Annotated in this window: 9 protein-coding genes; 8 read left to right on the forward strand and 1 reads right to left on the reverse strand. The window is 60.6% G+C overall.

The window, feature by feature from the left end; translation table 11 throughout:
* Nucleotides 1-6: 6 nt before the first annotated feature.
* The 5 genes from G6N74_RS17740 to G6N74_RS17760 all read left to right on the forward strand — a co-directional run bounded on the left by G6N74_RS17740 (nucleotide 7) and on the right by G6N74_RS17760 (nucleotide 6,972).
* Nucleotides 7-939, forward strand: a complete 933-nt coding sequence (locus G6N74_RS17740) for a carbohydrate ABC transporter permease (protein WP_165119282.1) — start codon at nucleotides 7-9, stop codon at nucleotides 937-939.
* 3 nt (nucleotides 940-942) lie between these two features.
* Nucleotides 943-1,845, forward strand: coding sequence for a carbohydrate ABC transporter permease (locus tag G6N74_RS17745; protein WP_165119283.1), 903 nt, complete (start codon nucleotides 943-945; stop codon nucleotides 1,843-1,845).
* Between the two features lie 110 nt (nucleotides 1,846-1,955).
* Complete coding sequence (locus tag G6N74_RS17750; protein ID WP_165119284.1) at nucleotides 1,956-2,564, forward strand: TetR/AcrR family transcriptional regulator; 609 nt, start codon at nucleotides 1,956-1,958, stop codon at nucleotides 2,562-2,564.
* A gap of 55 nt (nucleotides 2,565-2,619) precedes the next feature.
* Complete coding sequence (locus G6N74_RS17755; RefSeq protein ID WP_165119285.1) at nucleotides 2,620-3,783, forward strand: efflux RND transporter periplasmic adaptor subunit; 1,164 nt, start codon at nucleotides 2,620-2,622, stop codon at nucleotides 3,781-3,783.
* A gap of 33 nt (nucleotides 3,784-3,816) precedes the next feature.
* On the forward strand, nucleotides 3,817-6,972 hold the full coding sequence (locus tag G6N74_RS17760; protein WP_165119286.1) for an efflux RND transporter permease subunit: 3,156 nt from the start codon (nucleotides 3,817-3,819) through the stop codon (nucleotides 6,970-6,972).
* 39 nt (nucleotides 6,973-7,011) lie between these two features.
* Here the strand turns inward: G6N74_RS17760 and G6N74_RS17765 are convergent, their stop codons facing one another.
* Complete coding sequence (locus tag G6N74_RS17765) at nucleotides 7,012-7,935, reverse strand: LysR family transcriptional regulator (protein ID WP_165119454.1); 924 nt, start codon at nucleotides 7,933-7,935, stop codon at nucleotides 7,012-7,014.
* A 255-nt stretch (nucleotides 7,936-8,190) separates the two neighbouring features.
* Between G6N74_RS17765 and G6N74_RS17770 the strand changes: the two genes are divergently transcribed.
* The 3 genes from G6N74_RS17770 (at nucleotide 8,191) to G6N74_RS17780 (ending at nucleotide 13,681) form a co-directional block, all read left to right on the forward strand.
* Entirely contained in the window at nucleotides 8,191-9,000 is an 810-nt protein-coding gene (locus G6N74_RS17770) for an alpha/beta hydrolase (protein WP_165119287.1), read from the forward strand.
* Nucleotides 9,001-9,048: 48 nt separating this feature from the next.
* Complete coding sequence (locus tag G6N74_RS17775; protein ID WP_165119288.1) at nucleotides 9,049-10,260, forward strand: efflux RND transporter periplasmic adaptor subunit; 1,212 nt, start codon at nucleotides 9,049-9,051, stop codon at nucleotides 10,258-10,260.
* Between the two features lie 232 nt (nucleotides 10,261-10,492).
* Complete coding sequence (locus tag G6N74_RS17780; protein WP_165119289.1) at nucleotides 10,493-13,681, forward strand: efflux RND transporter permease subunit; 3,189 nt, start codon at nucleotides 10,493-10,495, stop codon at nucleotides 13,679-13,681.
* The last annotated feature ends 51 nt before the right edge of the window (nucleotides 13,682-13,732 follow it).

Below are 13,732 nucleotides of genomic sequence, written 5' to 3' on the forward strand. Positions count from 1 at the left end.
CGTTCGATGAGCACCACATCGTCAGAAACGCGGCCGTCCTTCCTTACGTCGCTGTTTCGGAACAACAATGCGCTCGGCGTCATGTTCATGCTGCCTGCTGCGGTCTTTCTGGTCTGCTTCCTGACCTATCCGCTTGGGCTGGGTGTCTGGCTCGGCTTCACCGACACGAAAATCGGCCGCGACGGCATCTTCATCGGCCTGGAGAACTATGAGTTCCTTTGGGGCGATTCAGTCTTCTGGCTCTCGGTGTTCAACACTGTTCTCTACACATTCGTCGCTTCCGTCCTCAAATTCGGGCTGGGGCTCTGGCTGGCACTGATCCTCAACGAGAACCTGCCGTTCAAATCCTTTTTCCGGGCGATCGTGCTTTTGCCCTGGGTGGTGCCGACGGTGCTGTCGGCGCTCGCCTTCTGGTGGATATACGATGCCCAGTTCTCGATCGTGTCGTGGTCGCTGATGCAACTCGGGCTGATCGACCACCCGATCAATTTCCTGGGCGACCCGGTCAATGCGCGTGCCTCGGTCATCGCTGCCAATGTCTGGCGCGGCATTCCCTTCGTCGCCATCTCGCTGCTCGCCGGCCTCCAGACCATATCGCCGTCGTTGCAGGAGGCTGCTTCCCTCGACGGCGCGACGAGCTGGCAGCGTTTCCGCTATGTGACATTGCCGATGCTCACACCGATCATTGCCGTGGTGATGACCTTTTCGGTGCTGTTCACGTTTACAGACTTCCAGTTGATCTATGTGCTGACCAAGGGCGGGCCGGTGAACGCCACGCATTTGATGGCGACGCTCTCCTTCCAGCGCGGCATTCCCGGCGGACAGCTGGGCGAGGGCGCGGCCATCGCCGTCGCCATGATCCCCTTCCTGCTGGCATCGATCCTGTTCAGCTTCTTCGGGCTGCAGCGGCGCAAGTGGCAACAGGGCGGGCAGGATTAGGAGATGACGATGAACACCTCGAATCCGGCAATTTCCCCGCTGACCGACAATGTCGAAGGCATGGGCTATCTGAACAATCTGCCGCGGCGGGTCGTAACGATCTACCTGCCGCTGGCAGTCTTCGTCTTCGTGCTGTTGTTTCCGTTCTACTGGATGGCGATCACGGCGGTGAAGCCAAACTCGCAGCTGACCGATTATAACAACTACAGTCCGTTCTGGGTGGTGGGCCCGACGCTCGACCATATCAAATATCTGCTGTTCGAAACCTCCTATCCGGGCTGGCTGCTCAACACCATGTATGTCGCGGTCGGCGCAACGGTGCTGTCGCTGGGTGCCTCCGTATTCGCCGCCTATGCGATCGAGCGCGTGCGTTTCACCGGGTCGCGGTCGGTTGGCCTGCTGATTTTCCTTGCCTATCTGGTGCCGCCGTCGATCCTGTTCATTCCGCTGGCTTTCATCGTCTTCAAATTCGGTATCTACGACTCCAAGCTGGCGCTGATCTTCACCTATCCGACCTTTCTCATCCCGTTCTGCACATGGCTGCTGATGGGCTATTTCCGCTCGATCCCGTTCGAGCTCGAGGAAAGTGCGCTGGTCGACGGCGCTTCGCGCTGGCAGATTCTGACGAAGATCATCCTGCCGCTTGCGGTGCCGGGGTTGATCTCCGCGGGCATCTTCGCCTTCACGCTGTCCTGGAACGAGTTCATCTATGCGTTGACCTTCATCCAGTCGTCGGAAAACAAGACCGTTCCAGTGGGTGTACTCACGGAGCTGGTTCGTGGCGACGTGTTCGAATGGGGGTCGCTGATGGCGGGCGCGCTGTTCGGTTCGCTTCCCGTTGTGATCCTCTACTCCTTCTTCGTCGACTATTATGTGTCGTCGATGACCGGTGCGGTGAAGGAGTAGGAAGGCAGGTCAACGTGCCCGCTATTTCGGAACCAGAGTTTGACAAGTGTCAAATGATGGATTACGACTGACGAAAATTGAAAATCGTCACTCGTAACCGGAGGCCAAGCGTGAGCGATATCGCCGACAGGGTTGCCGACTCAAGTCGCCAGGAAAACGTGAACCGCATTCTCGATGCGGCTGACCGGCTGTTCCGGCACTATGGCTACAGCAAGACGAACGTGGCCGACATCGCCCGCGATCTCGGCATGTCGCCAGCCAATATCTATCGCTTCTTCGGTTCCAAGTCCGAAATCCATCAGGCGCTGATGGAGCGGATGTTGACGCACAGAAACGACCTTGCGATGGAAATCGCACGTCTGCCGATCAGCGCAGAAGAGCGTTTGAGACGCTATGGCCATGAGGAACATCAGTTCACTATCAATGTGCTGACCGACCAGAAGAAGGTGCATGAGATGGTGGTCGTCGCCCTGGAGCATCAATGGGGCGTTATCGAAAAACATATCGACCAGCTTCATATCGTTCTCGCCAAGATCATCAGCGACGGCATCGCCGCTGGTGAATTTGTCGAACAGGATCCGGAGATCGCGGCGCGATGTTTTGGCGCCTCTATGGTCGCTCTGTGCCACCCCCAGGTGGCGGCCCAGTGCATGAACAAGGAAAACCGGGCCACCGCGGACGAACTGATAGAGTTCGCGATCCGGGCCCTGAAGAAATAAGCCGTTCCGGAAGCGGAACGGCAATCGTTCATTGAAGTTTTATCGGAGTGCGGACATGGTCTCGCTGTACATAGCCCGGTCGAAGAGGCCGTCTATACCCGGTTTTGCGCTCTTCGTGGCGCTTGGCCTCGCGCTCTCGGCCTGCTCCCAGGAAAAGGCTGAAACAAAAGAGGTGATCCGTCCGGTCAAGGTCGTGGAAATCGCCAAGGCGGATGATACGCGGCGCCTCGATTATTCCGGCTCGGTAAAATCGCGCACCGAAACGAGCCTCGGTTTCCGCATCAATGGCAAGGTCATCGAGCGCAATGTCGATATAGGCGACCGGGTGAAGCCGGGCGACGTTCTGGCTCGCGTCGACGCCAATGATTACGAGCTTGCCACGCGCAGTGCGCAGGCATCCTTGATGGCTGCGCAGAAGCAGGTCGAAACCACCGACCTGACGCGCAAGCGTGCCGAACAGCTCTTTGCGAAGAACTTCGCATCCAAGTCACAGCTCGAGGCCCAGACGCTTGCTTATGAGCAGGCGGTTTCAAGCCGGGATGCGGCAGCCTCATCGCTGGAGCAGGCGAAGAACCAGGTCGCCTATACCGATCTGACGTCCGGCCTGAACGGCATCGTGACGGCGATAAATGCCGATGTCGGGCAGGTCGTGGGAACCGGGACGCCGGTCGTGACGGTTGCTGTCGATGGCGAGAAGGAAGTTCAGATCGCCGTGCCGGAAACCGATATTGCGCAGTTCCGCATCGGCAAGTCCGTTCAGGCGCGTTTCTGGTCGGACAATGCGTTGGTGCTCGATGGCAAGGTTCGCGAGGTCGCCGGCAGTGCCGATCTTCAGTCGCGGACTTTTGCGGTGCGCGTCAGCCTGCCCGCCGATCCGCGCGTTCTGCTGGGTATGACGGCAACGATCGAAGCGAAGGTGGACAATGCCAATGCTTCCATATCCATTCCGCTGAGCGCGCTTGGCCAGAAAGACGGCGCGTCAGTCGTATGGCTCGTGGATCGCGCTGCCGGAACGGTTCACATGCGCCCGGTCAAAGTCGCGGACTTTTCCGATGATGGAGTCCGCGTTGCTGACGGCTTGCGGCCCGGCGATGTCGTTGTTGCCGCCGGCACGCAATTCATGTCGGAAAACATGAAGGTGAAGCTTCCGGAAACCGGCGACCAGAAGGCGGCGGCAGCGGAGCCTGCCGCTGTTCCTGACGCCGGCGTCGTCCGTTAGCCCTTCTTCAAACTCCAAAGCGTGAGTAAGGCCATGAGCAATTCCTCAGAGGAAAAGCAGCCGTTCAATCTTTCGCGCTGGGCAATAGCGCATCCGAGCATCGCACGCTTTCTGTTCGTGCTGCTGATTGTCGCCGGCGCCTTCGGCCTGATGCGGATGGGACAGAAGGAAGATCCTGATTTCACCTTCCGCGTCATGGTGGTGCAGGCGGTCTGGCCGGGCGCGTCCATCGAGGAGATGCAGGACCAGGTCGTCAACAAGATCGAGCGCAAGCTGCAGGAAACGCCGCATCTCGATTTCGTGCGATCCTATTCGCGCGCCGGCAGCGCCATTATCACCGTGCAGATCAAGGGCGATACCAACGCCGAACAGGTGAAGGACGCCTTCTATCAGGTGCGAAAGAAAGTTGGCGATATCTCCAGCGAACTGCCGCAAGGCCTGCTCGGGCCCTACTTCAACGACGAATTCGGCGATACTTTCATCACGCTGAACGCAATCAGCGGCGATGGCTTCAGCTATCCCGAATTGAAGAAGTTTGCGATCCAGGCGCGTGACATGCTGCTGGCCACGCCGGGTGTCGAAAAAGCCGTGATCCTCGGCGACCAGCCGCAGAAAATCTATATCGACGTATCGTCGAAGGCGCTTGCCGAGCGCGGGCTGACATTGAATGACCTTCGCAACACCGTTGCAGGCCAGAACAACGTCGATCCGGCCGGATCGGTCGAAACCGGAACACGGTCGGTGCGCATCGCGGTCGAGGGCGATGTCCGCAAGGTCGAGGATATTCGCGAACTGCGCATCAAGGCCGGCAACCAGGTGACACGCCTGGGCGATATCGCGACGGTATCTTCCGGTCTCGAAGACCCATATGCGCGCAAGTTCCGGATGAATGGCCATGACAGCGTTCAGATCGGCGTGGTCATGGCAAACGGCTTCAAGGTCACGGATGTCGGTAAGGCCGTGGACGCGACCTATGAACGCTTCGAGGAATCGATGCCGGTCGGCGTGTCCGTCGATCAGATATCCAACCAGCCCGAAGTGGTGACCGACGCCATCAGCGAGTTCATGCACGCGCTCGTGGAAGCACTCATTATCGTGCTCGTCGTTTCATTCCTGTCGATCGGCTGGCGTTCCGGCCTGATCATCGCCATCGTCATCCCCCTCGTTCTGGCTGCAACCTTCGCCATCATGTACGAGCTGGGAATAGATCTGCAGCGCATATCGCTCGGTGCCTTGATCATCGCGCTCGGCCTGCTGGTGGACGACGCCATGATCGTCGTCGAACTCATGGAGCGAAAGCTGGAGGAGGGGCTGGAAAAGCTCGACGCCGCCAGTTTCGCCTATTCCTCGACAGCCTTTCCGATGCTGACCGGCACGCTGATCACCATCGCCGGCTTTATCCCGGTCGGCTTCGCGGCGTCGACGGCCGGCGAGTATGTACGCTCGCTGTTCTATGTGGTGGGGATCGCCCTTGTGGTGTCATGGTTCGTGGCGGTCTATTTCACGCCATGGCTCGGCCACATGATCCTCAAGCAGCGCGCACATGCCGGACAGGATCATCACGACGTCTTCGACACGCGCTTCTACCGCCGGCTTCGTTCCACGGTGACATGGGCGGTGCGTCACCGGATCATCGTGTTGTCACTGACGCTCTTCACCTTTGCCGGCAGCCTCTACGCCTTCCAGTTCATTCCGCAGGCGTTCTTCCCGCAATCGTCCCGGCCCGAAGTCCTCGTCGACCTCTGGCTGCCGGAAGGCACCAGCATCAAGGAAGTCGAGAACCAGGCGAAGGCGCTTGAGACGCGCATGATGGACGACCCGGACAAGAAGTTCATCGCCACCTATATCGGCGAGGGCGCACCGCGCTTCTTCCTGCCGCTGGATCAGCAATTGCGCAATCCGAACTACGCGCAGCTTCTGGTCATGGCCAATGACGAGCCTGCACGCGAACGCATCATCGCCAAGCTGCGCGGCATTCTTGCCCAAGACTTCCCGACGGTTCGCGCCAAGGTGGATCGCCTCTTCCTCGGGCCGCCGGTCGGCTGGCCGGTGCAGATGCGCGTGTCGGGACCCGACCGGGAAGAGGTGCGCAAGATCGCGGACGAGGTGAAGCAGAAGTTCCATGCCGATCCAAGGATCGGTGCGATCCATGACGACTGGCTGGAGCCGGTGCCCGCCATGAAGCTGGTCATCGATCAGGATCGGGCGCGGATGCTTGGCGTGACGTCGCAGCGCGTTCGCCAGATGCTTCAGGCGACGATGTCCGGCGTGCCGCTCGACGATTTCCGCGATGGCGAGGAAACCGTCTCGATCGTCGCAAGGGAACCGGAAGCTGCCCGCCATCTGCTTTCGTCGGTCAACTCGGTCTACATCCCGACCGATTTCGGCGGCTTCGTGCCGGTCTCGCAGATCGCCAAGGTCGTGCCGGTGATGGAGCAGGGCATCGAGTGGCGTCGTGACCGTCTGCCGACGATTACTGTTCGCGGCACGCTGCCGGACGGCGTCCAGTCGAATGACGTTGCTACCGCAATGTTCAACGGCATGAAGGATCTGCGCGCTTCGCTGCCTGCAGGCTACAAGGTCGAAATCCAGGGCGGTGCGGAGGAATCAGCGGAAAGCCAGGCTTCGATTGCCGCCAAGGCGCCGATCATGCTGCTGGTCATCCTCGTGCTTCTGATGATCCAGTTGCAGCATTTCGGCAAATCCATGCTGGTGCTGGCGACAGGCCCGCTTGGCATCATCGGCGCTGCCATGGCGCTTCTGATAACAGGCGCTCCATTCGGCTTCGTCGCCATTCTAGGCGTGATCGCTCTGCTCGGCATCATCATGCGCAATTCGATCATTCTCGTCGACCAGATCGACCAGGATATCGCGGCCGGCATGGAACGGCAGGAGGCGATCATCGGTGCCGCCGTTCGCCGCTTCCGTCCGATCATGCTGACGGCGGCAACCGCAGTTCTGGCGCTGATCCCGATTTCACGCGGCGTGTTCTGGGGGCCGCTGGCTTACGCCATGATGGGCGGCATTCTGGTGGCGACGGTTTTGACCATCCTTGTTCTGCCTGCCGGCTATGCGCTGTTCTTCGGCAAGGAGCCGAAGAAGAAGTCGGTAGAGCCGGCCAGCCCGGCCGACGAACCCGGCATCACATTGACACCGCTGGGCGAGATACGGCCTTTGGCGGCGGAATGAGACGTTCGGCCGGTACCTGATCCCGCATCCGTTGTGGGATCAGGATGATGGATGTGGCTCGTCTATGCCGGAATTGGCGAAGAGGTTGGCGACCCAGTCGACGAAGACCCGCAGCTTGTTGCTCAGGTGCCGGTTGGGCGGATAGACGACATAGAGGGGCAAGGGATCGCGGCTCCATTCGCGCAGCACCGGCTGCAGGGTGCCTTTGCTGAACGCTTCCTTGACCAGAAAACGCGGCGCCTGGACGATGCCCATTCCTGCCTCGGCCGCCGCGACATAGGTGATTGCCTCGTTGGTGGCCATCGAACAGCGCCCGAGGATCTCCAGCTTCTCATCACCACGATCGAATAGGAAAGGTTGCTGGCGACCCATCGGCGGCATGAAAAAGCTTACGACATAATGGTTTTTCTCGAGATCCAGCGGATGCTGCGGTTCACCAAACCGTTCGAAATAAGCCGGTGCCGCGCAAGTGACGACGCTCATCTCGGAAATGCGCCTGGCGATAAGGGATTGGTCGTTGATTTCACCAGTCCGCAGGGCGCAGTCGACGTTTTCAGCCAGAATGTCGATCTGCCGGTCGGATACGCCGAGGTCGATTTGGATGTCGGGATAGCGGTCATAGAAATCGCACAGCGCCGGAATGACGATCAGCTTCGCCAGCGCTCCCGCCATGTCGACGCGCAGTTTGCCCTTGGGCAGGGCCTGCGAAGTCGCCATATTGCTGTCGAGTTCGTCGATATCGGAGAGCAGCCTGAGTGCTCTTTCGTAATAGAGCGCGCCGTCGGGTGTCACCAGAACGCGGCGGGTGGTTCTATTGAGGAGCTTGGTGCGCAGATGCGCCTCCAGGCCTTGAACCAGTTTGGTGACGGTGGCCTTGGGCGTGGCCAGTGATTCTGAAGCCCGGCTGAAATTGCCGACTTCGACGACGCGAACGAAGGCTCGCATGGCGGCAAGCTGGTCCATCGTTTTATCCTGTCCAAGATTCTGAAATACCGCTTTATTATTCACTAACAGAAACAGTGAAATTACAAAACGCCTACTTTTCCGTATGTAGCAACAATCCCATCTTATGAAGAACGCGTGGGGGCACTGCGCTTCCCCTGACAAGATGCTGTCAGGAGGCATATGAGATATGAGAGATCTGCCGCTTGACCTCAACTTAGGTTGAGGTCCTATATGGCTGATCGATCGGATGACAGGACGAGTTTTTCAGGGGTCATGAAAGCCAGTTGGACAGAAGAATCGCTTGATGGTGGAGCATGCCGCGTGCCGGTGCGCCTCTATCGCGGCGATGCGCTGGCAAAAGCGCCTCCGCTGGTCATGCATCTGCATGGCGGCTCGTTTCTCGGCGGCTCGCTTGCTACCGGGCAGGCAATTGCGACGCTGCTTGCCGAAGCTGGCGCGGTCGTCGTCTCAGCCGATTATTCCTGCGCCAACGAGCATCCATTCCCACGGGCGCTGCAGCTTTCCTATGAAGTTCTTGGCCGTGTGTGCGGCCAGCGGGCGAAATGGGCGGACAAGAAATCCGCACTGTTCGTTGCCGGCGAAGAGGCCGGCGGCAATCTTGCCGCGGGGCTGGCGCTGATGTGCCGCGACCAGCATTTTGGCGCCTTGCAGGGGCAGATACTGCTCTCGCCTATGCTTGATCCGTTCATGGCGACGGGATCGTTTCGCAAGGCCGAAGCCAAGCCTACCGGCTGCCAATGGTCGGACGGCTGGAACCGTTATCTGGGGTTCGGCGCCAATGCCTGCCACCCCTATGCCGCACCTGCATATTGCGCGCGCCTTGCCGGTGTGGCGCCTGCGCTCATCGTGACCGCGGAGGACGATCCGATGCGCGACGAAAGCCTGAAATATGCACGGCGATTGAATGATGCGGGCGTGATCGTCCGTGAAAGTGTGTTGAGCATCCCGACGGGATGGCCGGCCACTTATTCGAGATGCCCGGCCGTTCAGCCGGGATGGGGGGAGACTGTTCGCAGCCAGTTTGTCGAGTTTTTCCAAGAGACCGGAGCGTTACCCCACTGACGGACCGTTTCCAACCTATACGGCCTGAGCGCCGCTAAGGAGATCATTATGAAGAAGACTACCGCCCGCCGGCTCCTCTGGGGCGCCGGCCTACCCCTTGTTGCGCTGATTTTCGGCGTAGCGACAATCACAAACCTGCCGGAAACGGCCAAGGCTGAGGTGTCGGCACCGGCGCCGGCAACGCCGGTCTCGGTCGCAGTGGTCGAACCGCGTGAGATCACGACCTGGGAAGAGTTCTCCGGCCGCCTAGAAGCGGTGGACCGCGTCGAAATCCGCTCGCGTGTCGCCGGCGCCATACAGTCTGTGCATTTTCGCGAAGGGGCGCTGGTAAAGCAGGGCGATCTGCTCGTGACGATCGACCCGGCACCTTTCGCGTCGGCAGTGGCACAGTCCGAGGCCCTTGTCGCTGCAGCCGAGGCGCGCGTGGAGTTGACCAGGCTCGAACTCGAGCGTGGCCGCAAGCTCGTCGAGAACCGCACGGTATCGCAAAGCGATCTCGACCAGCGGCTTAGCGCTTCTCACGAAGCGGAAGCCAATCTGCGGTCGGCGCAGGCTGCCTTGCAGTCGGCGAAGCTCGACCTTGGCTACACCGAGGTTCGGGCCCCGATTTCGGGTCGCTTGGGCAGGATCGAGATCACGCCCGGTAACCTCGTCGCCGCAGGTTCCGGTTCGCCGATCCTGGCGAAGTTGGTCTCGGTCGACCCGATCTATGCCAGCTTCAGTATCGACGAGCAGCTTCTGGCGCGCGCCTCGGCCGAGCTTCCGGTGACGGATAGCGGAGCGCTGGCGGTCGAGCAGATCCCGGTGGAAATCGGCACGGCCAGCGATGACGGCACGCCGATCCGCGGCAAGCTTCAGCTCATCGACAACGAGGTTGATACGGCAAGCGGCACCATGCGGGTCAGGGCCGTCTTCGACAACCCCAATGGCCGCCTGATTCCTGGCCAGTTCGTGCGGGTGCGCATGGGTCAGCCGAAGCCGGCGCCTGAACTGACCGTCAGCGAGCGAGCAGTCGGGACCGATCAGGACAAGAAGTTCGTTCTGGTCGTCGAGGCGGACAACAAGATCGCCTACCGCGAGGTGGCGCTCGGCGCTTCGGTCGAGGGACTGCGCATCGTCAAGAGCGGGCTCAAGTCCGGCGAGCGGATCGTCGTCAACGGTTTGCAGCGGGTTCGTCCCGGTGCGCTGGTCGATCCTCAGCCGGTTGCCATGGTGCCAAATGAACAGGCGCTGGCCGAAGCCAACGCGGTGGCGCAGTAGAGCAGAAAAGTGAGTACCGTTTCTTCGAATATTCCGGTGCTCATTCAGAACGTTGGGTCGTGCTTCGTGCCTCCGAAGGGATGCGCTGCGATCTGACAGACCGGCGGAAGCGGGGCGCTTCCCACCTGCTTCCGCCGGCAGTCGACACATTGAATTTTGCCGATAGTCCCGATGCCGACAGGCTTTTTCGAGGGCTGTCCGCCAGTTTGCGCCCGGAAGGCGGGATTTTGACATGAATTTTTCCAGATTTTTCGTTGACCGGCCGGTTTTTGCCGGCGTGCTTTCGGTCCTTATTTTGATTGGCGGTCTGCTTGGCCTCCGTGCCCTGCCGATCTCGGAATATCCCGACGTCGTGCCGCCATCCATCGTGGTCAGGGCGCAATATCCGGGCGCCAACCCGACGGTTATCGCTGAAACAGTGGCGACGCCGATCGAGGAGGCCATCAATGGCGTCGAGGACATGCTCTACATGTCGAGCCAGGGCACCACGGACGGCCTGATGACGTTGACCGTGACCTTCAAACTCGGCACCGACCCGGACAAGGCACAGCAGCTCGTGCAGAACCGCGTCAGCCAGGCCGAGCCGCGTCTGCCGGAGGAGGTGAGGCGTCTCGGCGTCACAACGGTCAAGAGCTCGCCCGACCTGATGATGGTCGTGCATCTTCTGTCGCCGAATGACCGCTATGACATCACTTATCTGCGCAACTATGCCGTTATCAACGTCAAGGACCGGCTCGCCCGCATTGACGGTGTCGGCCAGGTGCAGGTCTTCGGCTCAGGCGACTATTCCATGCGCGTCTGGCTCGATCCGCAAAAGGTGGCCAAGCGCGACCTTTCCGCAAGCGACGTCGTACAGGCGATCCGCGAGCAGAATATTCAGGCTGCCGCCGGTGTCGTCGGCGCTTCGCCGGGAGCGCCCGGCCTCGACCTGCAGCTTTCCGTCAACGCTCAAGGACGTCTGCAGAGCGTCGAAGAGTTCGGCAATATCATTGTTAAGACCGGCGCGAATGGCGAGGTCACGCGGCTGCGCGACGTTGCCCGCATCGAACTGGGCGCTGCTGAATATGCGCTGCGCTCGCTGCTCGACAACAAGCAGGCCGTTGCCATTCCGGTGTTTCAGGCGCCCGGTTCCAACGCCATCGAGATTTCCGACAACGTCCAGAAGGTGATGGCGGAGCTGCAGCAGACCATGCCTGACGGCGTGGAATACCAGATCGTCTACGACACGACGCAGTTCGTCCGCGCTTCCATCGAGGCGGTGGTTGATACGCTTCTTGAAGCCATCGTCCTGGTCGTGCTCGTCGTCATTCTGTTCCTGCAAACCTGGCGTGCCTCGATCATCCCGCTGGTCGCGGTGCCTGTCTCGATCATCGGCACCTTCGCGGTGATGTATGTCTTCGGCTTTTCGATCAACGCGCTCACTTTGTTCGGGCTGGTGTTGGCCATCGGTATCGTCGTCGATGACGCCATCGTCGTCGTCGAAAATGTCGAGCGCAATATCGAGGAAGGGCTCTCACCCCGCGATGCGACATACCGCGCCATGCGTGAGGTTTCCGGCCCGATCGTTGCGATCGCCATGGTGCTGGTTGCGGTGTTCGTGCCGCTGGCCTTCATTTCCGGTCTGAGCGGTCAGTTCTACAAGCAGTTCGCCTTGACCATCGCAATCTCGACGGTGATTTCCGCATTCAATTCGCTGACGCTTTCGCCGGCCCTGGCGGCCCTCCTGCTGCGTGGACACGATGCGCCGAAGGATTGGCTAACCCGCGCGATGGACAAGACGTTCGGCTGGTTCTTCCGTGGTTTCAACCGTGCCTTCGGCAGCGGCTCCAAGGCCTATAGCGGTGGCGTGAGGCGGCTTCTGTCGCGCAAGACTGTGATCATGGGCCTCTATATCGTGCTGGTGGCTGCGACCTTCGGCATGTTCAAGGTGGTGCCCGGCGGGTTCGTGCCGGCGCAGGACAAGCAGTATCTTGTCGGTTTCGCGCAGCTGCCCGACGGGGCAACGCTGGACCGCACCGAGGAGGTGATCCGGCGCATGAGCGACATCGCCCTGAAGCAGCCGGGCGTCGAAAGCGCCATTGCTTTTCCGGGCCTGTCGATCAACGGCTTCACCAACAGCTCCAATGCCGGCATCATCTTCCTGTCGCTGAAGCCGTTCGAGGAACGTAAGACGCCCGACCTTTCGGGCGGCGCCATCGCGCAAGCGCTCAATGGCCAGTTCGGCGGCATTCAGGAAGCCTTCATCGCCATATTCCCGCCGCCACCGGTGCAGGGTCTTGGCGTGGTTGGCGGCTTCAAGATGCAGATCGAGGATCGCAATGGCCTCGGCTATCAGGCACTGGACGAGGCGACCAAGGCCTTTCTGGCAAAAGCCTATGCCGCGCCTGAGTTGACCGGGATGTTCACCGGATTCCAGGTCAATGTTCCGCAGCTCTATGCCGATCTCGACCGGACCAAGGCGCATCAGCTCGGCGTCGCGGTGACGGATGTCTTCGATACGCTGCAGATCTATCTCGGTTCGCTTTATGTGAACGACTTCAATCAGTTCGGCCGCACCTATTCCGTGCGCGTTCAGGCTGATGCCGCCTTCCGCGGTCGGGCCGACGATATCGGGCGGCTGGAAGTTCGGTCGCAGTCGGGCGAGATGATCCCGCTGTCCGCCTTGCTCAACGTCAAGCCGAGTGCCGGGCCGGAACGGGCAATCCGTTACAATGGCTTCCTGTCGGCCGACATCAATGGCGGGCCGGCGCCGGGCTATTCTTCAGGCGAGGCGCAGGCCGCCGCCGAGCGGATTGCCGCGGAGACCTTGCCGAAGGGCATTGCCTTCGAATGGACCGACCTGACCTATCAGGAAATCCTCGCCGGCAATTCGGGCGTGCTCGTCTTCCCGCTGGCGCTGGTCCTGGTGTTCCTGGTGCTGGCCGCACTCTATGAGAGCCTGGCTCTGCCGATCGCGATCATCATGATCGTGCCGATGGGTATTCTGGCGGCTCTCACCGGCGTCTGGCTGACCAATGGCGACAACAACATCTTCACCCAGATCGGCCTCATCGTTCTCGTTGGCTTGTCCGCCAAGAACGCCATCCTGATCGTCGAGTTCGCACGCGAACTGGAGTTTTCCGGGATGACGCCAAGGGAGGCTGCGGTCGAGGCGAGCAGGTTGAGATTGCGCCCGATCCTGATGACTTCCATGGCCTTCATCATGGGCGTCGTGCCGCTGGTCTACTCCACCGGTGCGGGCGCGGAAATGCGCTCGGCCATGGGTGTTGCGGTGTTCGCCGGCATGATCGGCGTGACGGCCTTCGGCATCTTCCTGACGCCGGTTTTCTACGTGCTGATGCGTGGACTGACCGGCAACCGGCCGCTCAAGCAGAGCGGCGAAGCGACGCTTCCGGCGCCCGTTACCGAGGCGCCTCACTAATACTTCGCAGCCGCGGGCGGCAACGCCTGCGGCAGCTTCCAACCGACGCGG

The sequence above is a fragment of the Mesorhizobium zhangyense genome (assembly GCF_011045115.1).
Classification (GTDB): domain Bacteria; phylum Pseudomonadota; class Alphaproteobacteria; order Rhizobiales; family Rhizobiaceae; genus Mesorhizobium_M; species Mesorhizobium_M zhangyense.